At 62.0% G+C, this 18,008-nt stretch carries 30 protein-coding genes; all 30 read left to right on the top strand.

The genetic code is table 11. The features are described 5' to 3' along the window. A partial coding sequence (locus tag AC1VXC_RS19290) for an EF-Tu C-terminal domain-related protein (RefSeq protein ID WP_482995082.1) occupies positions 1 to 127 on the top strand: 127 nt, incomplete at its 5' end. Between the two features lie 1,299 nt (positions 128 to 1,426). Continuing rightward, on the top strand, positions 1,427 to 1,738 hold the full coding sequence (gene rpsJ, locus AC1VXC_RS19285) for a 30S ribosomal protein S10 (protein WP_010341589.1): 312 nt from the start codon (positions 1,427 to 1,429) through the stop codon (positions 1,736 to 1,738). A gap of 11 nt (positions 1,739 to 1,749) precedes the next feature. Beyond that, the gene (rplC, locus tag AC1VXC_RS19280) at positions 1,750 to 2,400 is read left to right on the top strand and encodes a 50S ribosomal protein L3 (protein ID WP_312368567.1); all 651 of its coding nucleotides are present in this window, start codon (positions 1,750 to 1,752) and stop codon (positions 2,398 to 2,400) included. Between the two features lie 12 nt (positions 2,401 to 2,412). After that, the gene (gene rplD / locus AC1VXC_RS19275; protein WP_481528353.1) at positions 2,413 to 3,018 is read left to right on the top strand and encodes a 50S ribosomal protein L4; all 606 of its coding nucleotides are present in this window, start codon (positions 2,413 to 2,415) and stop codon (positions 3,016 to 3,018) included. Beyond that, positions 3,015 to 3,314: a 50S ribosomal protein L23 gene (rplW, locus tag AC1VXC_RS19270; RefSeq protein WP_057629589.1), complete on the top strand. Its 300-nt coding sequence runs from the start codon at positions 3,015 to 3,017 to the stop codon at positions 3,312 to 3,314. The genes rplD and rplW overlap by 4 nt, the downstream gene beginning before the upstream one ends. Positions 3,315 to 3,324: 10 nt before the next feature. Further along, the gene (rplB, locus tag AC1VXC_RS19265; RefSeq protein WP_132862501.1) at positions 3,325 to 4,152 is read left to right on the top strand and encodes a 50S ribosomal protein L2; all 828 of its coding nucleotides are present in this window, start codon (positions 3,325 to 3,327) and stop codon (positions 4,150 to 4,152) included. Between the two features lie 6 nt (positions 4,153 to 4,158). Continuing rightward, complete coding sequence (gene rpsS, locus AC1VXC_RS19260; protein ID WP_057629591.1) at positions 4,159 to 4,428, top strand: 30S ribosomal protein S19; 270 nt, start codon at positions 4,159 to 4,161, stop codon at positions 4,426 to 4,428. Between the two features lie 12 nt (positions 4,429 to 4,440). Beyond that, the gene (gene rplV, locus AC1VXC_RS19255) at positions 4,441 to 4,776 is read left to right on the top strand and encodes a 50S ribosomal protein L22 (protein ID WP_054657198.1); all 336 of its coding nucleotides are present in this window, start codon (positions 4,441 to 4,443) and stop codon (positions 4,774 to 4,776) included. Positions 4,777 to 4,794: 18 nt separating this feature from the next. After that, on the top strand, positions 4,795 to 5,529 hold the full coding sequence (gene rpsC, locus AC1VXC_RS19250; RefSeq protein ID WP_481509900.1) for a 30S ribosomal protein S3: 735 nt from the start codon (positions 4,795 to 4,797) through the stop codon (positions 5,527 to 5,529). Between the two features lie 5 nt (positions 5,530 to 5,534). After that, positions 5,535 to 5,948: a 50S ribosomal protein L16 gene (gene rplP, locus AC1VXC_RS19245; protein ID WP_057629593.1), complete on the top strand. Its 414-nt coding sequence runs from the start codon at positions 5,535 to 5,537 to the stop codon at positions 5,946 to 5,948. Next, positions 5,948 to 6,133, top strand: a complete 186-nt coding sequence (gene rpmC / locus AC1VXC_RS19240; protein WP_054657204.1) for a 50S ribosomal protein L29 — start codon at positions 5,948 to 5,950, stop codon at positions 6,131 to 6,133. Before rplP ends, rpmC begins: the two co-directional genes overlap by 1 nt. 11 nt (positions 6,134 to 6,144) lie before the next feature. Further along, on the top strand, positions 6,145 to 6,414 hold the full coding sequence (gene rpsQ, locus AC1VXC_RS19235; RefSeq protein WP_303749032.1) for a 30S ribosomal protein S17: 270 nt from the start codon (positions 6,145 to 6,147) through the stop codon (positions 6,412 to 6,414). Positions 6,415 to 6,427: 13 nt separating this feature from the next. After that, positions 6,428 to 6,796, top strand: coding sequence for a 50S ribosomal protein L14 (rplN, locus tag AC1VXC_RS19230; RefSeq protein WP_019186153.1), 369 nt, complete (start codon positions 6,428 to 6,430; stop codon positions 6,794 to 6,796). 16 nt (positions 6,797 to 6,812) lie between these two features. After that, positions 6,813 to 7,130: a 50S ribosomal protein L24 gene (rplX, locus tag AC1VXC_RS19225; RefSeq protein WP_053519745.1), complete on the top strand. Its 318-nt coding sequence runs from the start codon at positions 6,813 to 6,815 to the stop codon at positions 7,128 to 7,130. Positions 7,131 to 7,141: 11 nt separating this feature from the next. Next, positions 7,142 to 7,684 carry a 50S ribosomal protein L5 gene (gene rplE / locus AC1VXC_RS19220; protein ID WP_062169033.1) on the top strand — a complete coding sequence of 181 codons (543 nt, stop codon included), beginning with the start codon at positions 7,142 to 7,144 and terminating at the stop codon, positions 7,682 to 7,684. A gap of 18 nt (positions 7,685 to 7,702) precedes the next feature. Then, the gene (gene rpsN, locus AC1VXC_RS19215) at positions 7,703 to 8,008 is read left to right on the top strand and encodes a 30S ribosomal protein S14 (RefSeq protein WP_282270266.1); all 306 of its coding nucleotides are present in this window, start codon (positions 7,703 to 7,705) and stop codon (positions 8,006 to 8,008) included. Positions 8,009 to 8,222: 214 nt separating this feature from the next. Then, positions 8,223 to 8,621, top strand: coding sequence for a 30S ribosomal protein S8 (rpsH, locus tag AC1VXC_RS19210; RefSeq protein WP_481528355.1), 399 nt, complete (start codon positions 8,223 to 8,225; stop codon positions 8,619 to 8,621). A 15-nt stretch (positions 8,622 to 8,636) separates the two neighbouring features. Further along, on the top strand, positions 8,637 to 9,164 hold the full coding sequence (rplF, locus tag AC1VXC_RS19205; RefSeq protein ID WP_481539597.1) for a 50S ribosomal protein L6: 528 nt from the start codon (positions 8,637 to 8,639) through the stop codon (positions 9,162 to 9,164). A 33-nt stretch (positions 9,165 to 9,197) separates the two neighbouring features. Beyond that, positions 9,198 to 9,551, top strand: coding sequence for a 50S ribosomal protein L18 (gene rplR, locus AC1VXC_RS19200; protein WP_481528357.1), 354 nt, complete (start codon positions 9,198 to 9,200; stop codon positions 9,549 to 9,551). A 161-nt stretch (positions 9,552 to 9,712) separates the two neighbouring features. Beyond that, positions 9,713 to 10,255, top strand: coding sequence for a 30S ribosomal protein S5 (gene rpsE, locus AC1VXC_RS19195; RefSeq protein WP_481528358.1), 543 nt, complete (start codon positions 9,713 to 9,715; stop codon positions 10,253 to 10,255). Then, positions 10,248 to 10,439 (top strand): 50S ribosomal protein L30, encoded by a 192-nt coding sequence (gene rpmD / locus AC1VXC_RS19190; RefSeq protein ID WP_062169020.1) that lies wholly within the window; start codon positions 10,248 to 10,250, stop codon positions 10,437 to 10,439. Before rpsE ends, rpmD begins: the two co-directional genes overlap by 8 nt. Positions 10,440 to 10,445: 6 nt before the next feature. Beyond that, positions 10,446 to 10,889: a 50S ribosomal protein L15 gene (gene rplO / locus AC1VXC_RS19185; RefSeq protein ID WP_481528359.1), complete on the top strand. Its 444-nt coding sequence runs from the start codon at positions 10,446 to 10,448 to the stop codon at positions 10,887 to 10,889. Between the two features lie 7 nt (positions 10,890 to 10,896). After that, positions 10,897 to 12,252 carry a preprotein translocase subunit SecY gene (gene secY, locus AC1VXC_RS19180; protein WP_313494611.1) on the top strand — a complete coding sequence of 452 codons (1,356 nt, stop codon included), beginning with the start codon at positions 10,897 to 10,899 and terminating at the stop codon, positions 12,250 to 12,252. Between the two features lie 346 nt (positions 12,253 to 12,598). Next, a complete protein-coding gene (gene rpsM, locus AC1VXC_RS19175; protein ID WP_057629605.1) occupies positions 12,599 to 12,955 on the top strand; it encodes a 30S ribosomal protein S13 in 357 nt (118 codons plus the stop codon). Between the two features lie 12 nt (positions 12,956 to 12,967). Continuing rightward, complete coding sequence (gene rpsK / locus AC1VXC_RS19170) at positions 12,968 to 13,360, top strand: 30S ribosomal protein S11 (RefSeq protein WP_057629606.1); 393 nt, start codon at positions 12,968 to 12,970, stop codon at positions 13,358 to 13,360. Between the two features lie 14 nt (positions 13,361 to 13,374). Beyond that, the gene (gene rpsD / locus AC1VXC_RS19165; protein WP_057629607.1) at positions 13,375 to 14,004 is read left to right on the top strand and encodes a 30S ribosomal protein S4; all 630 of its coding nucleotides are present in this window, start codon (positions 13,375 to 13,377) and stop codon (positions 14,002 to 14,004) included. 54 nt (positions 14,005 to 14,058) lie between these two features. Then, positions 14,059 to 15,057 carry a DNA-directed RNA polymerase subunit alpha gene (locus AC1VXC_RS19160; RefSeq protein WP_481539596.1) on the top strand — a complete coding sequence of 333 codons (999 nt, stop codon included), beginning with the start codon at positions 14,059 to 14,061 and terminating at the stop codon, positions 15,055 to 15,057. A gap of 193 nt (positions 15,058 to 15,250) precedes the next feature. Beyond that, positions 15,251 to 15,637 carry a 50S ribosomal protein L17 gene (gene rplQ / locus AC1VXC_RS19155; protein WP_313494612.1) on the top strand — a complete coding sequence of 129 codons (387 nt, stop codon included), beginning with the start codon at positions 15,251 to 15,253 and terminating at the stop codon, positions 15,635 to 15,637. A 144-nt stretch (positions 15,638 to 15,781) separates the two neighbouring features. Next, a complete protein-coding gene (locus AC1VXC_RS19150) occupies positions 15,782 to 16,297 on the top strand; it encodes a disulfide bond formation protein B (RefSeq protein WP_313494613.1) in 516 nt (171 codons plus the stop codon). Between the two features lie 28 nt (positions 16,298 to 16,325). After that, a complete protein-coding gene (locus tag AC1VXC_RS19145; protein ID WP_481539595.1) occupies positions 16,326 to 17,693 on the top strand; it encodes a class II 3-deoxy-7-phosphoheptulonate synthase in 1,368 nt (455 codons plus the stop codon). Positions 17,694 to 18,008: the final 315 nt, after the last annotated feature.

The following is an 18,008-nucleotide window of genomic DNA, read 5'->3' as shown; positions in this document are numbered from 1 at the left end:
GGGCGACAACGTGAAGATGGTTGTCACCCTGATCAACCCGGTGGCAATGGACGAAGGTCTGCGCTTCGCTATCCGCGAAGGCGGCCGTACCGTCGGCGCCGGCGTGGTTGCAAAGATCATTGCCTGATAACGCTGCGCTTCCTCGCGAAGCAAGGTGTTGAAGAAGGGCGGCCTCCGGGCCGCCCTTTTTTGTTTGTCGGGTGAGCGGGTGTGGGATGGGGCAGGGGCCTCGTGCGGCGCGTGTGTTTGGCGCTTCTGGTGTGAGGGGGGCTGGCGTTTCAGGGACTGGGAGGTTTCGGTGCCACAAGCTTCAAGGCTCACGGGCTTTGGCGGCCCAAGGCTTCAATTGGCTAAACAAGCCAGAAACCAGAAACCAGAAGCCAAAAGCCAGAAGTCCGAGGCCAAAAGCTAAAGATCAAAAGTCAAAGGCTTCCCCTCACCCCAACCCCTCTCCCGTAAACGGGAGAGGGGCTAGCACTCCGCCAGCCCGCAGTCTGCCAGTGACCGACGCATTCCGGGTCCCTCTCCCGTAAACGGGAGAGGGGCTGGCACTCCGCCAGCCCGCAGTCTGCCAGTGACCGACGCATTCCGAGCCCCTCTCCCGTAAACGGGAGAGGGGCTGGCACTCCGCCAGCCCGCAGTCTGCCGGCGACCGACGCATTCCGAGCCCCTCTCCCGTTTACGGGAGAGGGGTTGGGGTGAGGGCAGCTTTTCGCGAAAAGTCCGGACAGTCTGAATAGGGTGAGACTGCAGCCCGGAGGAATTTGTACTTCCGCTTCGCCCGCATGGATAATGCTGCTCCCCGGGGGGAGTGACAGGGCTGACGTATTCGCATCCGGGCCTGTTCAGGGTTTGCCTGGCTCCGGCCGACACAAGTGTCGGGCTTGGGCGGGGCAGGGCGCTCGACGCAGTGCCGTTACACCTGTCGCCTGGCGTTCTCACTGCTGCCCCTGCCTCTGGCCATTCATCCTGCAGTTAGCCGGGACATCCGTATCCGCGCAGATCGGCCACGCAGTTGCCTGGGTCAAAACCCGCATATATGCGCGAAACCCCGTAAATCCGGCTGCCAGCTGAAGCACCCCATACCTCGGCAGAGGGGTGAGTTGCAATAGGAAAAGAATACTGACAGAATGCACGACCACTCGCGGAAGTGCCCGTTTACGGGAATTCCGCAACCAGCGAAAAGAGGGGCAGGACGCACCTCGTATTCGCCAGACAAGGACAGGTCGCATGGGAGGCACTCCGTTGAACGGGGTGTTTTTTGTGCGTTTGAACATGTCTGGGGCGGGCCGGGAAACCGGGCCGCCCTGCTGTTATGAAAGGATTCGCGCGACGGGCAGTGCTTCGGCGCTAAACGTCGTTTTCATGGGGTTCGGCACACTCAGGGGCCGAACCTGTCGCTCTTTAGACCTATAGGAACACCGTCATGGCGGACCAAAAGATCCGAATTCGGTTGAAGGCGTTTGATCATCGTTTGATCGACCGTTCGGCCAGCGAGATCGTTGAAACGGCAAAGCGGACCGGCGCGCAAGTGCGTGGCCCGATCCCCCTGCCGACCAAGATCGAGCGTTACACCATCCTCGTCTCCCCGCACGTCGACAAGGACGCGCGTGACCAGTACGAGACCCGCACGCACAAGCGCGTGCTCGACATCGTCGACCCCAACGACAAGACCGTGGACGCGCTGATGAAGCTCGAACTGGCTGCCGGCGTCGACGTTCAGATCAAGTTGACCTGAGGACTACGACCATGACGAAGAAATATTCGTTGGGCTTCGTGGGCCGCAAGGCTGGCATGAGCCGCGTTTTCACTGAAGATGGCCAGTCCATCCCGGTGACCCTGATTGAAGCAACCCCGAACCGCATCGCGCAGATCAAGACCGTCGAAACCGACGGCTACAGCGCCGTGCAGGTGACCGTCGGCGCCCGTCGCGCTGCGCTGGTCAACAAGCCGGAAGCCGGTCACTTCGCCAAGGCGAAGGTTGAAGCCGGTCGTGGCCTGTGGGAATTCCGCGTTGAAGACGCACAGATCGGCGATTTCGCCGTCGGTGGCGAAATCAAGGCAGACATCTTTGAAGTCGGCCAGACGGTTGACGTCCAGGGCGTCACCAAGGGTAAGGGCTTCCAGGGCACCATCAAGCGCCACAACTTCCGTATGGGCGATGCAACCCACGGTAACTCGCTGTCGCATCGCGCGCCGGGTTCGCTGGGTCAGCGCCAGACCCCGGGTCGCGTTTTCCCGGGCAAGAAGATGTCCGGCCACATGGGTGCTGTGCAGCAGAGCACGCAGAACCTGGAAGTGGTCAAGGTCGACGTCGAGCGTGGTCTGATTGCCATCCGCGGCGCCGTGCCTGGCGCAGCCGGTGGTGACGTGATCGTGCGTCCGGCTAGCAAGGCATAAGGAGAGATGACGATGGAACTCGTTATCACGGGTAGCAACAACAAGGTCTCGGTCTCCGACGCCGTGTTCGGTCGCGATTTCAGCGAAGATCTGGTTCACCAGGTCGTCGTTGCCTACCGCAATGCCGCACGTTCGGGCACCAAGGCACAGAAGACGCGTTCTGAAGTGGCTGGTACCACCAAGAAGTCGAAGAAGCAGAAGGGTGGTGGCGCTCGTCACGGTGCCCTGACCGCTCCGATCTTCGTCGGCGGTGGCGTCACCTTCGCGGCCAAGCCGCGTAGCTTCGAACAGAAGGTCAACCGCAAGCAGTATCGCGCCGCCATGTGCGCCATCCTGTCCGAGCTGAACCGCCAGGGCCGCCTGACCATCGTTGAGGCGTTCGACGTCGACGCGACCAGCACCAAGGCTCTGATCACCAAGCTGGCTGGCCTGGAAGTGGGCAAGCGCCCGCTGATCGTCACCGAAGAGGCTTCCGAGCACCTGTACCTGTCCGCTCGCAACCTGCCGTATGTGCAGGTGCGTGACGTGCAGGGCCTGGACCCGGTCGCTCTGGTCGGTGCCGACACGGTCGTCATCACCGCTGATGCGGTCAAGAAGGTCGAGGAGTGGCTGGCATGAGCGCCAACGAAAAAATCTTCAGCGTGCTGCGTGCACCGCGAGTCTCTGAAAAGACCGCGCGCCTGCAGGAAATCTCCAACCAATACGTCTTCGAAGTTTCGAACGAAGCCACCAAGGCCGATGTAAAGGCCGCGGTTGAGCAGCTGTTCGACGTCAAGGTCGAGTCGGTCAACGTGCTGAACGTGAAGGGCAAGAACAAGTCCTTCCGTAACCGCGCAGGCCGCCGCGGCGATTGGCGCAAGGCGTATGTGCGTCTCGCCGATGGCCAGTCCATCGATGTAACGGCCAAGGCCTGAGGTACATCCCATGCCATTGATGAAATTCAAGCCCACCTCCGCAGGCCGTCGTTCGGCCGTGCGCGTGGTCACGCCCGATCTGCACAAGGGCGCACCGCACGCAGCGTTGCTGGAGCCGCAGAGCAAGTCCGGTGGTCGTAACCACCACGGTCGCATCACTACCCGTCACGTGGGTGGTGGTCACAAGCAGCACTACCGTCTGATCGACTTCAAGCGCAACAAGGAAGGCATTCCGGCACGCGTGGAACGTATCGAATACGATCCGAACCGCACTGCCCATATCGCCCTGCTGTGCTACGTCGACGGCGAGCGTCGCTACATCATCGCCCCGAAGGGCCTGAAGGCAGGTGACCAGGTCATCTCGGGCGCTCACGCCCCGATCAAGACCGGCAACACCCTGCCGCTGCGCAACATCCCGGTCGGTACCACCGTCCACGGGATCGAGCTGAAGCCGGGCAAGGGCGCCCAGATCGCCCGCGCTGCTGGTGCAGGCGTGCAGTTGGTCGCTCGTGAAGGCATCTACGCCACCCTGCGCCTGCGCTCGGGTGAAATGCGTAAGGTGCCGGTCGAATGCCGCGCCACCATCGGTGAAGTCGGTAACGATGAGCACAACCTGGAAAAGCTGGGCAAGGCTGGTGCCAAGCGCTGGCGCGGCGTCAAGCCGACCGTCCGCGGTGCCGCCATGAACCCGGTGGATCACCCGCACGGTGGTGGTGAAGCCAAGGCCGGTCAGGGTAATCCGCACCCGGTCACCCCGTGGGGCGTTCCGACCAAGGGTTACAAGACGCGCCATAACAAGCGCACTCAGCAGTTCATCGTCCGCGATCGTAGGGGCTAATCGACCATGGCACGTTCACTCAAGAAGGGCCCGTTCGTCGATCACCACCTCGTCAAGAAGGTGGAGGCCGCTGCGGGCAGCAAGAAGCCGATCAAAACCTGGTCGCGCCGTTCGATGATCCTGCCGGAAATGGTAGGCGTCACCATCGCCGTTCATAACGGCAAGAACCACGTTCCTGTGCTCGTCAACGAGAACATGGTCGGCCACAAGCTCGGCGAATTTGCCGTCACCCGGACCTTCAAGGGTCACGGTGGCGACAAGAAGTCGGGCAAGTAAGGAGAGATGACAATGGAAGCGAAAGCAATCCTGCGCTCCGCGCGCATCTCTGCGCAGAAGGCTCGTCTGGTCGCTGACCAGGTGCGCGGTCTGCCGGCCGAGCGTGCGGTCAACCTGCTGAAGTTTTCGGACAAGAAGGCTGCCCACCTGATCAAGAAGGTGGTGGAGTCGGCTATTGCAAATGCCGAAAACAACCAGGGCGCTGACGTCGACGAGCTGAAGGTCAAGACCATCATGGTTGATGAAGGTCCGACCCTGAAGCGTTTCATGGCGCGGGCGAAAGGCCGCGGTACCCGCATCCTCAAGCGCACCAGCCACATCACTGTGGTTGTGGGCGCCGGCAAGTAAGCGGAAAGGATAAAGACCATGGGTCATAAAGTTCATCCGGTTGGTATCCGCCTCGGTATTTCCAAGGACTGGAACTCCAAGTGGTACGCCAACAAGGCCGAGTTCGCTGGTTACCTGGCAGCCGACCTGAAAGTACGTGAGATGCTGCGCAAGAAGCTTGCTCAGGCTGGCATCTCCAAGATCCTCATTGAGCGTCCGGCAAAGACGGCTCGCGTGACGATCCACACCGCCCGTCCGGGCGTGGTGATCGGCAAGCGTGGTGAGGACATCGAAAAGCTGCGTAAGGAAGTGAGCGAACTGATGGGCGTCCCGGCGCACATCAACGTCACCGAAGTGCGCAAGCCGGAGTTGGACGCACAGCTGGTTGCCGAGTCGATCGCGCAGCAGCTGGAGCGCCGCATCATGTTCCGCCGCGCCATGAAGCGCTCGGTCGGCAACGCGATGCGCCTGGGTGCCCTGGGCATCAAGGTCAACGTCGGCGGCCGCTTGAACGGCGCTGAAATCGCCCGTTCGGAGTGGTACCGCGAAGGCCGCGTGCCGTTGCACACCCTGCGTGCGGATATCGACTACGGTTTCGCTGAAGCCAGCACCACCTACGGCATCATCGGCATCAAGGTCTGGATCTACAAGGGTGAAGTCTTTGATTTCTCCCAGGTTGGCCAGGAAAAGCAGGACGACAGCCCGCGCAACGATCGTAACGATCGCGGCGACCGCGGTGACCGTCCGTCGCGCCCGGCTCGTGAAGCGAGGTAACGGCAATGTTGCAACCCAAGCGAACCAAATACCGCAAGATGTTCAAGGGCCGCAATGACGGCCTGAGCTGGAGCGCAAACGCCGTCAGCTTCGGCGAGTACGGTCTGAAGGCTACTGCCCACGGTCAGCTGACCGCGCGCCAGATCGAAGCGGCCCGCCGCTCGATCAGCCGCTACGTCAAGCGCGGTGGCAAGATGTGGATCCGCGTGTTCCCCGACAAGCCCATCACCAAGAAGCCCATCGAAGTCCGTATGGGTGCCGGTAAGGGTGGCGTGGAATACTGGGTCGCTCAGATCCAGCCGGGCCGCATGATTTATGAAGTCGAGGGCGTGACTGAGGAAGTGGCACGCGAGGCATTCCGCCTGGCAGCTGCCAAGCTCTCGGTGACCACCACTTTCGTAACCCGGACGGTGCGCTGATGGACATCAAACAACTCCGCGAGAAGTCGGCTGACGAACTCAAGGCCCACCTGACCGACCTGCGTAAGGAGCAGTTCTCGCTCCGTATGCAGCAGGTCACCGGCCAGCTGCCGAAGACCCACGAAACCCGCCGGGTGCGTCGCGAGATTGCTCGCGTCAAGCACCTGATCGGCAGCACGAAGTAAGGATGGCTGCGATGAGCGAAAATACTGAAAAGAAGACGCTGCGCACGGTCGAAGGCCGTGTCGTCAGCAACAAGATGGACAAGACGGTCACCGTGTTGGTGGAGCGCCAGGTCAAGCACCCGTTGTACGGCAAGTACATCAAGCGCTCGACCAAGCTGCACGCACACGACGCCGACAACGCCTGCAACGAAGGCGATGTCGTGCGCGTGACCGAGATTGCTCCGATGTCCAAGACCAAGAACTGGCGCGTGGTGGAAGTCATCACGCGTGCAGCTGAATAAGGAGATCTGACTCATGATTCAGATGCAGAGCTACCTTGATGCTGCGGACAACTCCGGTGCCAAGGAACTGATGTGCATCAAGGTGCTGGGTGGTTCCAAGCGCCGTTATGCCCACATCGGCGACATCATCAAGGTCACCGTGAAGGACGCAATTCCGCGCGGCAAAGTCAAGAAGGGTGAAGTGTATGACGCCGTCGTGGTGCGTACCCGCAAGGGTGTGCGTCGCGCCGATGGCTCGCTGATCCGTTTCGACGGCAACGCTGCGGTCCTGCTCAACAACAAGCAAGAGCCGATCGGCACCCGCATCTTCGGACCGGTGACCCGTGAACTTCGTTCGGAGAAGTTCATGAAGATCGTCTCGCTCGCTCCCGAAGTTCTGTGAGCGCCAGGAGATAGTCATGGCTAACCGTATCAAGAAGGGCGACCAGGTTGTCGTCAACACCGGCAAGGACAAGGGCAAGCAGGGCGAAGTCGTCCGCGTCGACGGCGACCGTGTGGTCGTTGCCAACGTGAACATCGTCAAGCGCCACACCAAGCCGAACCCGCAGGCAGGCGTTGCCGGCGGCGTGGTCGAGCGTGAAGCGTCGATCCATATCTCCAACGTGAATGTGCTGAACCCGGCTTCGGGCAAGGGCGAGCGCGTTGGCTTCAAGGTGCTGGAGGATGGACGCAAACTGCGTGTGTTCCGCTCCAGCGGTGAGGCGCTCGACGCCTGAGGAATGACCTGATGAATTCACGTCTCGAAAAGTTTTACAAGGAAGAAGTGGTGCCGGCGCTGACCAAGCAGTTCGGTTACACCAATCCGATGGAAGTGCCGCGCCTGGTCAAGGTCACCCTGAACATGGGTGTGGGCGAAGCTGCGACCAACAAGAAGGTTCTTGAGAACGCCGTTGCCGACATGACCAAGATCACCGGTCAGAAGCCGGTGGTCACCAAGTCGCGCGTCTCGGTGGCTTCGTTCAAGATCCGTGATGGTTGGCCGATCGGCTGCAAGGTCACGCTGCGTCGTGACACCATGTTTGAGTTCCTGGATCGCCTGATCAACATCTCGCTGCCGCGCGTGCGTGACTTCCGCGGCGTGTCGGGTCGTTCGTTCGACGGTCGTGGCAACTACAACATGGGTGTGAAGGAACAGATCATTTTCCCGGAAATCGACTTCGACGCCGTCGACGCGATCCGCGGTATGGATATCGCCATCACCACCACCGCCAAGACCGACGCGGAAGCCAAGGCGCTGCTCGCAGCGTTCAAGTTCCCGTTCCGTAACTGATTCGTCGAGGATACAGAAATGGCAAAGACCTCCATGGTCAACCGCGACATCAAGCGGAAGAAGCTGGCTCTGAAGTACGCCGACAAGCGTGCTGCTCTGAAGAAGATCGTGTCCTCGGTGGACGCGAGCTACGAAGAGAAGATCGAGGCTGCAACCAAGTTGTCGAAGCTGCCGCGCGATTCGTCGCCGAGCCGCCACCGCAACCGTTGCGAACTGTCGGGTCGTCCGCGTGGCGTCTACAGCAAGTTCGGCCTGGGCCGCAACAAGCTGCGTGAAGCCACCATGCGCGGCGACGTGCCGGGCCTGCGCAAGGCAAGCTGGTAAGCAACAACCCGGCCGGGCCGCAAGGCCCGGTCAGGTCGCCGGAAGGGCAACCTGAAGGTAAAGCAAAGAGTCCGACGCAAGTCGGACTTTTTGTCGTATAATCCCGCTTCTTGCCTGCCCGAAACGGCGGCAGGTGCGTCAAGGGCCCTGGCCCATCCCAGGAAAACACGAGATTTTCGCGAAAGCGGATATCGGTGCACTCAAAGGTATCTACATGAGCATGACTGATCCCATCGCCGACCTGCTGGTCCGCATCAAGAATGCGGCCGCGGTTGGCAAGCAGACGGTGAAAGCCCCGTCGTCCAAGGTCAAGGTGGCCATTGCCCAGGTCCTGAAGGACGAGGGTTACATCACCGACCTGCGCGTCAACAACATCGAAAACAACAAGGCCGAGCTTGAAATCGTCCTGAAGTATTTCGAAGGCAAGCCGGTCATCGCGACCCTGAAGCGCTTCTCGCGTTCGGGCCTGCGCCAGTATCGTGGCAAGTCCGAGCTGCCGAAGGTCCTGAACGGCCTGGGCGTCGCCATCATTTCCACCTCCAAGGGCATCATGACTGATGCGCAGGCGCGCCAGTTGGGCGTCGGCGGCGAAGTCCTGTGCTTCGTGGCTTAAGGGAAGGAGTCCACTATGTCCCGCGTAGCCAAGAAGCCGATCAACCTGCCCAAGGGCGTTGAACTGACCATCCAGCCGGAAGTTGTGAGCGTGAAGGGCCCGAAGGGCACCCTGTCGCTGAACAAGGCCGCTGGCGTTGAAATCACTCTCGACAACGGCGTTGCCACGCTGAGCCCGAAGGACATCACCTTCGACGCGCTGACCGGCACCGTGCGTTCGATCCTGGCCAACATGGTGCAGGGCGTGTCCGAAGGCTTCGAGCGCAAGCTGGAGCTGGTCGGCGTGGGTTACCGCGCTGCCATGCAGGGCAAGGACCTGAACCTGTCGCTGGGCTTCTCCCACCCTGTCGTGTTCGTGGCGCCGGAAGGCATCACCCTGTCGACCCCGACCCAGACCGAAATTCTGGTGCAGGGCGCTGACAAGCAGGTCGTCGGTGAAGTTGCCGCCAAGATCCGCGGCTACCGTCCGCCGGAGCCCTACAAGGGCAAGGGTGTGAAGTACGCCGGTGAAGTCATCATTCGCAAGGAAGCCAAGAAGGCCTAATTCCTAGGTTTTCAGCTTTCGAGGATAAAGAACATGAACAAGAACATCGCCCGTCTGCGTCGCGCCAAGTCGACCCGTTCGCACATCCGTACCCTGGGCGTGGCTCGTCTGTCGGTGCTGCGCACCGGTCAGCACCTGTACGCACAGGTCTTCACCGCCGATGGCTCCAAGGTGCTGGCTGCTGCCAACACTGCCCAGGCTGAAGTGAAAGAAGGCCTGAAGAACGGCAAGAACATCGACGCCGCCGCCAAGGTTGGCAAGATGATTGCAGAGCGCGCCAAGGCTGCCGGCATCGAGAAGGTCGCTTTCGACCGCTCGGGCTACCGCTACCACGGTCGCATCAAGGCTCTGGCTGACGCTGCCCGCGAAGGCGGCCTGCAGTTCTAAGCAAAACAGGGAAGGGGCCTTTGGCCCCTTTCCGCCTGCCTGCCGGTACGGGTTTGTACCGGGCGCCTTTCGTTCTTATGCAGCGCTGGGTGAAACAACGCTTCATTTCACAACCATAAGCGGCTTCGAGCCGTACATACCCAATCAATCAAGGAATCGAAATGGCAGAAGAGCGTCAGCAGCGGGGTCGCGATCGCGACCGTAACCGCGAAGAGAAAATCGACGACGGCATGATCGAAAAGCTGGTTGCGGTCAACCGCGTCAGCAAGACCGTCAAGGGCGGCCGCCAGTTCACCTTCACCGCACTGACCGTGGTCGGTGATGGCGAAGGCAAGGTCGGCTTCGGTTATGGCAAGGCGCGCGAAGTGCCGGTCGCCATCCAGAAGTCGATGGAGCAGGCTCGCAAGAACCAGGTCAGCGTTGATCTGAACAACGGCACCCTGTGGCACACCATCAAGGATGGTCACGGTGCAGCTCGCGTGTTCATGCAGCCGGCTTCGGAAGGTACGGGCGTCATCGCCGGCGGTGCCATGCGTGCCGTGCTGGAAGCCGTGGGCGTGAAGAACGTTCTGGCCAAGGCCACCGGTTCGCGTAACCCGATCAATCTGGTTCGCGCCACCCTGAAGGGTCTGGCCGGTGCACAGTCCCCGGCCCGTATTGCTGCCAAGCGCGGCAAGAAGGTGGAGGATCTGAACCATGGCTAATGAAACCGTCAAGACCGTGAAGGTGCGCCTGGTGCGCGGCCTGCGTGGCACCCAGTCGCGTCACCGCCTGTCGGTGCGTGCCCTGGGCCTGAACAAGCTCAATGATGTGCGTGAACTGAAGGACAGCCCGCAGGTTCGCGGTCTGATCAACAAGGTTCAGTACCTCGTCCAGGTTGAGGAGTAATCGACCATGACTATGCGTCTCAATGAACTGAGCCCGGCACCGGGCGCCCGTACCGAGCGTACCCGCGTCGGTCGTGGTATCGGCTCCGGCCTGGGCAAGACCTGCGGCCGCGGCCACAAGGGTTCGTTCGCCCGTAAGGGTGGCGGCAAGATCAAGGCTGGCTTCGAAGGCGGCCAGACCCCGATGCAGCGTCGTCTGCCGAAGATCGGCTTCTTCTCGCACAAGGCCAAGGACACCGCAGAAGTGCTGTCCTACCACCTTGATCGCCTGGAAGCCGGTGAGATCGACCTGGCCGCACTGCGTGCAGCCAAGCTGATCCCGGCTGCTGCAAAGAAGGTCAAGATCGTCCTGAAGGGCGAGCTGAGCAAGGCGTTCATCCTGAAGGGTGTTGCTGCCACTGCTGGCGCCAAGGCCGCGATCGAAGCTGCCGGCGGCAGCGTACAGGAGTAACTGAAACATGGCGCAAGCTGGCATCGGTAACCTCGCGGCAGGGGCGGGCAAGTTCACTGAACTTCGCCAACGCCTGTTGTTCGTACTTGGGGCATTGCTCGTCTATCGCATCGGCTGTTATGTGCCGGTGCCGGGCGTCAATCCCGATGCCATGCTTGCGCTCATGCAGGCGCAGGGCGGCGGTATCGTGGACATGTTCAACATGTTCTCGGGCGGCGCTCTGCACCGTTTCAGCATCTTCGCGTTGAACGTGATGCCGTATATCTCGGCATCCATCGTGATGCAGCTGGCGGTGCACATCTTCCCGGCCCTGAAGGCCATGCAGAAGGAAGGTGAGTCCGGCCGTCGCAAGATCACGCAGTATTCGCGCATCGGCGCGGTGCTCCTGGCGGTGGTGCAGGGCGGCAGTATCGCGCTGGCACTGCAGAACCAGGTGTCGCCGGGCGGTGCACCGGTGGTGTATGCGCCGGGCATGGGCTTCGTGTTGACCGCCATCGTGGCGTTGACCGCAGGCACCATCTTCCTGATGTGGGTGGGTGAGCAGGTGACCGAGCGCGGCATCGGCAACGGTGTGTCGCTGATCATCTTCGCCGGCATCGTGGCAGGCCTGCCGGCCGCCGTGATCCACACCGTCGAGGCTTACCGTGACGGCAACATGAGCTTCATTTCGTTGCTGATCATCGTGCTGGTGGTGCTGGCCTTCACCTACTTCGTGGTGTTCGTCGAGCGCGGCCAGCGCCGCATCACCGTCAATTACGCCCGCCGCCAGGGTGGCCGTAATGCCTACATGAACCAGACCTCGTTCCTGCCGCTGAAGCTGAACATGGCAGGCGTGATCCCGGCGATCTTCGCCTCCAGCATCCTGGCTTTCCCGGCCACGCTGGCAATGTGGTCCGGCCAGGCCAGCTCGGCTACCTGGCTGCAGAAGGTGGCCAACGCACTGGGCCCGGGCGAGCCGCTGCACATGATCGTGTTCGCTGCGCTGATCACCGGCTTTGCGTTCTTCTACACCGCGCTGGTGTTCAACTCGCAGGAAACCGCCGACAACCTGAAGAAGTCGGGCGCGCTGATCCCGGGTATCCGTCCGGGCAAGGCCACGGCCGAGTACATCGATGCCGTGCTGACCCGCCTGACCGCCGCCGGCTCGCTGTACCTGGTGATCGTCTGCCTGCTGCCGGAAATCATGCGCACCCAGCTCAATGCCTCCTTCTACTTCGGCGGCACCTCGCTGCTGATCGTGGTGGTGGTGGTGATGGACTTCATCGCCCAGGTGCAGGCACACCTGATGTCGCACCAGTACGAAAGCCTGTTGAAGAAGGCCAACCTGAAGGGCGGCAACCGCGGCGGTTTTGCACGCGGCTGATTCACCGGTTATACTTTCCGCTTCATAGCGAGAAACCCGCTCCGGTTCCCGGGGCGGCTTTCCAAACAGAAGGGCGGCCCCTGCAGCGGTTTCGGGTGGGGGTGTGATGTGGTTGTTCCGCGCGGGAGTAGCGCGGGCGGCTCGGGGATCACTCTCCTTGCCAGGCACATCCGGCGCCGGAGCATGGGCACACTCCCCACGCCGGGTCTGTGGAACGTTGCGTTCCACGACTTCAAAGCAAACCGAGACCTTGTTAGTATCGCTAGTTCACTTTTTTGATCCATCCTGCCGGATTGGCGCGCCTCGTGGTGCGCAGTCGGCCATCACTCAGCTGGAGAACCGCGTCATGGCGCGTATTGCAGGCGTCAACCTGCCAGCCCAGAAGCACGTCTGGGTCGGGTTGCAAAGCATTTACGGCATCGGCCGTACCCGTTCGAAGAAGGTCTGCGAAGTCGCAGGCGTTGCTTCGACCACCAAGATCCGCGACCTGTCGGAGCCGGAAATCGATCGTCTGCGCCTGGAAGTGGGCAAGTACATCGTTGAAGGCGATCTGCGTCGCGAAATCGGCATTGCCATCAAGCGCCTGATGGACCTGGGCTGCTATCGCGGCCTGCGTCACCGTCGTGGTCTCCCGCTGCGTGGTCAGCGCACCAAGACCAATGCTCGTACCCGTAAGGGTCCGCGCAAGGCTCTGAAGAAGTAAGGGACCTAGATAATGGCTAAGCCCGCTGCTGCAAAAACCAAGAAGAAGATCAAGCGCGTCATCACTGATGGCGTTGCCCACGTCCACGCTTCGTTCAACAACACCATCGTGACCATCACCGACCGTCAGGGCAATGCACTGTCCTGGGCGACCTCCGGTGGCGCTGGCTTCCGTGGTTCGCGTAAGTCGACTCCGTTCGCCGCACAGGTTGCCGCCGAAAAGGCTGGCAAGGCTGCGCTGGATTACGGCCTGAAGTCGCTGGAAGTCCGCATCAAGGGTCCGGGTCCGGGCCGTGAGTCGGCCGTACGTTCGTTGAACAACGTCGGCTACAAGATCACCAACATCATCGACGTGACGCCAATCCCGCACAACGGGTGCCGTCCGCCGAAGAAGCGTCGCGTCTAAAGGAGCGATAAGAAATGGCTCGTTATATCGGTCCTACCTGTAAGCTCGCCCGCCGCGAAGGCGCCGACCTCTCCCTGAAGAGCCCGGCCCGCGCGTTGGATTCCAAGTGCAAGCTGGAGCAGAAGCCCGGCCAGCACGGCGCCACTGCCCGCAAGGGCAAGCTGTCCGACTACGCCACCCAGCTGCGCGAAAAGCAGAAGGTCAAGCGTATCTACGGTCTGCTGGAGCGTCAGTTCCGCAACTACTACAAGAAGGCCTCGACCAAGAAGGGCAACACCGGCGAGAACCTGCTGCAGTTGTTGGAAACCCGTCTGGACAACGTCGTCTACCGCATGGGCTTCGCAGTGACCCGTCCGGCTGCCCGTCAGCTGGTCTCGCACCGCGGCGTCACGGTCAATGGCAAGTCGGTCAACCTGGCTTCGTACCAGATCAAGGCCGGTGACGCGATTGCACTGTCCGAGAAGGCTGCCAAGCAGCTGCGCGTCCAGGAAGCCCTGGTCGTTGCCGAGCAGCACGACCTCAGCCCGTCGTGGGTCGAAGTCGATTCGAAGAAGTTCAGCGGCGTCTTCAAGGCCGTTCCGGATCGTGCGGACCTGCCTGCGGATATCAACGAAGCGCTGATCGTCGAGTTGTATTCGAAGTAATTCACAATGGAGAACCTCCGGGTTGCACCGGAGGTTCGCAGGAGAACCCGCAACATGACGGTTACCGCAAACCAGGTTCTGCGTCCTCGCGGTCCGCAGATCGAACGCCTTACCGAGACCCGCGCCAAGGTCGTGATCGAACCCTTGGAGCGTGGTTACGGGCATACGCTGGGCAACGCCCTGCGTCGCGTGCTGCTGTCGTCCATCCCGGGCTTCGCCATTACCGAAGTCGAGATCGACGGCGTGCTGCATGAGTACACCACCCTTGAAGGCCTGCAGGAAGACGTGCTCGACGTCCTGCTGAACCTGAAAGACGTGGCCATCCGTATGCACACCGGCGACAGCGCCACCGTGACCCTGTCCAAGCAGGGCCCGGGCGTCGTCACCGCCGCCGACATCAAGGTTGACCACAACGTCGAAGTGATCAACGGCGACCATGTGATCTGCAACCTGACCAAGGACACTGCGATCAACATGCGTCTGAAGGTCGAGCGCGGTTTCGGCTACCAGCCGGCTGCTGCGCGTCGTCGTCCGGACGAAGAATCGCGTGCGATCGGTCGTCTGGTGCTGGATGCCTCGTTCTCGCCGGTCCGCCGCGTCGCTTATGCGGTGGAAGCCGCTCGCGTCGAGCAGCGTACCGACCTGGACAAGCTGGTCATCGATATCGAAACCAACGGCACGATCGATGCCGAGGAAGCAGTCCGCACCGCGGCTGACATCCTCAGCGATCAGCTGTCGGTGTTCGGCGATTTCACCCACCGCGACCGCGGTGCGGCCAAGCCGGCCAACAACGGCGTGGATCCGGTGCTGCTGCGCCCGATCGACGACCTGGAGCTGACCGTGCGTTCGGCCAACTGCCTGAAGGCCGAGAGCATCTACTACATCGGTGATCTGATCCAGAAGACCGAAGTGGAGCTGCTCAAGACCCCGAACCTCGGCAAGAAGTCGCTGACCGAGATCAAGGAAGTGCTGGCCCAGCGTGGCCTGTCGCTTGGCATGAAGCTGGAGAACTGGCCGCCGGCCGGTGTCGCCGCTCACGGCATGCTTGGTTGATAGCAATACCTGTTCCCCCGCATGGGCGACCATGCGGGGGAATATTGTTTCAGCAGTACCCGCGTCGACGGTTGATCAAGACCGCGATGCCGGTCGTCCAGGACGGGCGACCAGGACCATCCGCAGTCCACTTACAGCGCCAGGATGGCGACAACGAAGTCCAACGTCTCATCATTAATCAAGGAATATCACCATGCGTCACCAGAAGTCTGGCCGTAAGTTCAGCCGCACCAGCGCCCACCGCGAAGCAATGTTCAAGAACATGGCTGCCTCGCTGTTCAAGCACGAGCTGATCAAGACCACCCTGCCGAAGGCCAAGGAACTGCGCCGCGTTGCCGAGCCGCTGATCACCCTGGCCAAGGTTGATTCGGTTGCCAACCGCCGCCTGGCCTTCGCCCGCCTGCGTGACAAGGAAGCCGTGGGCAACCTGTTCACCATCCTGGGCCCGCGCTACGCCGGTCGTCCGGGTGGCTACCTGCGTCTGCTGAAGTGCGGCTTCCGCGCTGGCGACAATGCACCGATGGCCTACGTCGAGCTGGTGGACCGTCCGGCCGCCGTGGCGGAAGAAGTCGCCGAGTAATCGCGCACTTCCATCCATCGACGGATGCAACAGAAGCCCGGCCAATGCCGGGCTTTCTGTTTGGGTGGTTTCAGCTGCGATCACTGCTGATCGCGCGCGGGCGGCCTGCTACTCTTGCTGCATTGTCTTTTCCGGAATGATGCGATGAACCCCTTGCGTTGGAGTTTCCGCGCGCAGTGCCTGCTGGGCTTCCTGATCTGCGCCGGCTTGCTGGCCTTTGCGATCTACATGCAGATCCAGATGGGGCTGGAGCCGTGCCCGCTGTGCATCTACCAACGCATCGCGTTCGCCGCCGTCGGCGTGCTGTTCCTGTTTGGTGCCATGCACGGCCCTGCCAGCCGCGGTGGACGCGCCGGTTACGGCGTGCTGACGCTGCTGGCGGCGCTGGTCGGCGCTGGCATTGCCGGGCGCCATGTCTACGTGCAATTGCTACCCAAGGACCTGGGCAGCAGCTGTGGCCCGCCGCTGAGCTTCCTGGCTGAGACCATGGGGCCGTTCGAGGTGTTCCGTACCGTGCTGACCGGCACCGGTGACTGCGGCAACATTGATTGGACCTTCCTTGGCCTGAGCATGCCGATGTGGAGCCTGGTGTGGTTTGTGCTGCTCGCCGGCTGGGCGCTGTACGTCGGCCTGCGCACCCGTAAAAAACGATTGATCTGACTCTTTGAATTCGACAACTGGTATCTGCATGAACGCTTTCTCTTCCCCGTCATCCGTCGCCACCGCCAGCAGTTGGGCGCCGGACAGCTGGCGAGGCAGGCCTGCGCTGCAGATGCCGACCTATCCCGATCCGCATGCGTTGGAGGCGGCGTTGGGCGAACTGCGCCAGCTGCCGCCGCTGGTGACGTCCTGGGAGATCTTCGCGCTCAAGCAGCAGCTGGCCGAGGCGCAGGAAGGCAAGCGATTCCTGCTGCAGGGCGGCGACTGCGCGGAGAACTTCGCCGACTGCGAATCCGGGACGATTTCCAACCGGCTCAAGGTGCTGCTGCAGATGAGCCTGGTGCTGGTGCACGGCCTGCGCACGCCGGTGATCCGGGTGGGGCGCTTTGCCGGGCAGTACGCCAAGCCGCGTTCGGCCGATACCGAAACCCGTGACGGCGTGACCTTGCCCAGCTATCGCGGCGATGTGATCAATGCGCCGGCGTTCACCGAAGCTGCGCGCGTGCCGGACCCGCAGCGGATGATCACCGCGCATTCGCGCTCGGCGCTGACGATGAACTTCGTGCGGGCGTTGATCGATGGCGGCTTCGCCGACCTGCATCATCCCGAGTACTGGAACCTGGCCTGGATGCGTTGCTCGCCGCTGGCCGAGGAGTACCAGAAGATGGTGGCCTCGATCGGTGACGCGGTGCGCTTCATGGAGACCTTGTCCGGTGCGCAGGTGCACAACCTCAACCGGGTGGACTTCTACACCTCGCACGAGGCCTTGCTGCTGCCCTACGAGCAGGCGCTGACCCGGCAGGTGCCGCGCCAGAGCGGCTGGTTCAACCTCAGCACGCACTACCCGTGGATCGGCATGCGTACCGCGGCGCTGGATGGCGCCCACGTGGAATACCTGCGTGGCGTGCGCAACCCGATCGCGATCAAAGTGGGACCGTCGGTACAGCCGGATCAGTTGCTGCGCCTGATCGACGTGCTGAACCCGGACGACGAGCCGGGCCGCCTGAGCTTCATCCATCGCATGGGTGCAGCGCAGATTGCCGACAAGCTGCCGCCCCTGCTGGAGGCGATCAAGCGTGATGGCCGCCGCGTGTTGTGGGTCTGCGATGCGATGCATGGCAATACCGAGAGCACCAGCAACGGTTACAAGACCCGTCGTTTCGACAACATCCGCAGCGAGGTGGAGATGTCGTTCGACCTGCACGCCGCCGCCGGTACGCGCCTGGGAGGCGTGCACCTGGAGCTGACCGGCGAGGATGTCACCGAGTGCACTGGTGGCGCGCGTGAGCTCACCGAGCGTGATCTGGAGCGTGCCTACCGTTCCAGTGTGGACCCGCGCCTGAACTACGAGCAGTCGCTGGAAATCGCCATGGCCATCGTCCGCAAGCAAGGCTGAAGGCCGCTCCTGTAGTGCCGAGCCATGCTCGGCAGGGGCGTTACCGACAAAGCGGAACCTGTAGTGCCGAGCCACGCTCGGCAGAGGCCTTACCGGCAAAGCATCCCCTGTAGTGCCGAGCCATGCTCGGCAGAGGCCTTACCGGCAAAGCATCCCCTGTAGTGCCGAGCCACGCTCGGCAGAGGCCTTACCGGCAAAGCATCCCCTGTAGTGCCGAGCCATGCTCGGCAGAGGCCTTACCGGCAAAGCAGCCCCTGCAGTGCCGAGCCATGCCCGGCAGAGGCCTTACCGGGAATGCCCCATGCCGAGCATGGC

This window comes from Stenotrophomonas sp. STEN033 (assembly GCF_056856655.1).
The sequence above is the reverse complement of the archived record's forward strand: the minus strand, read 5'-3'. Positions and strand labels throughout refer to the sequence as shown.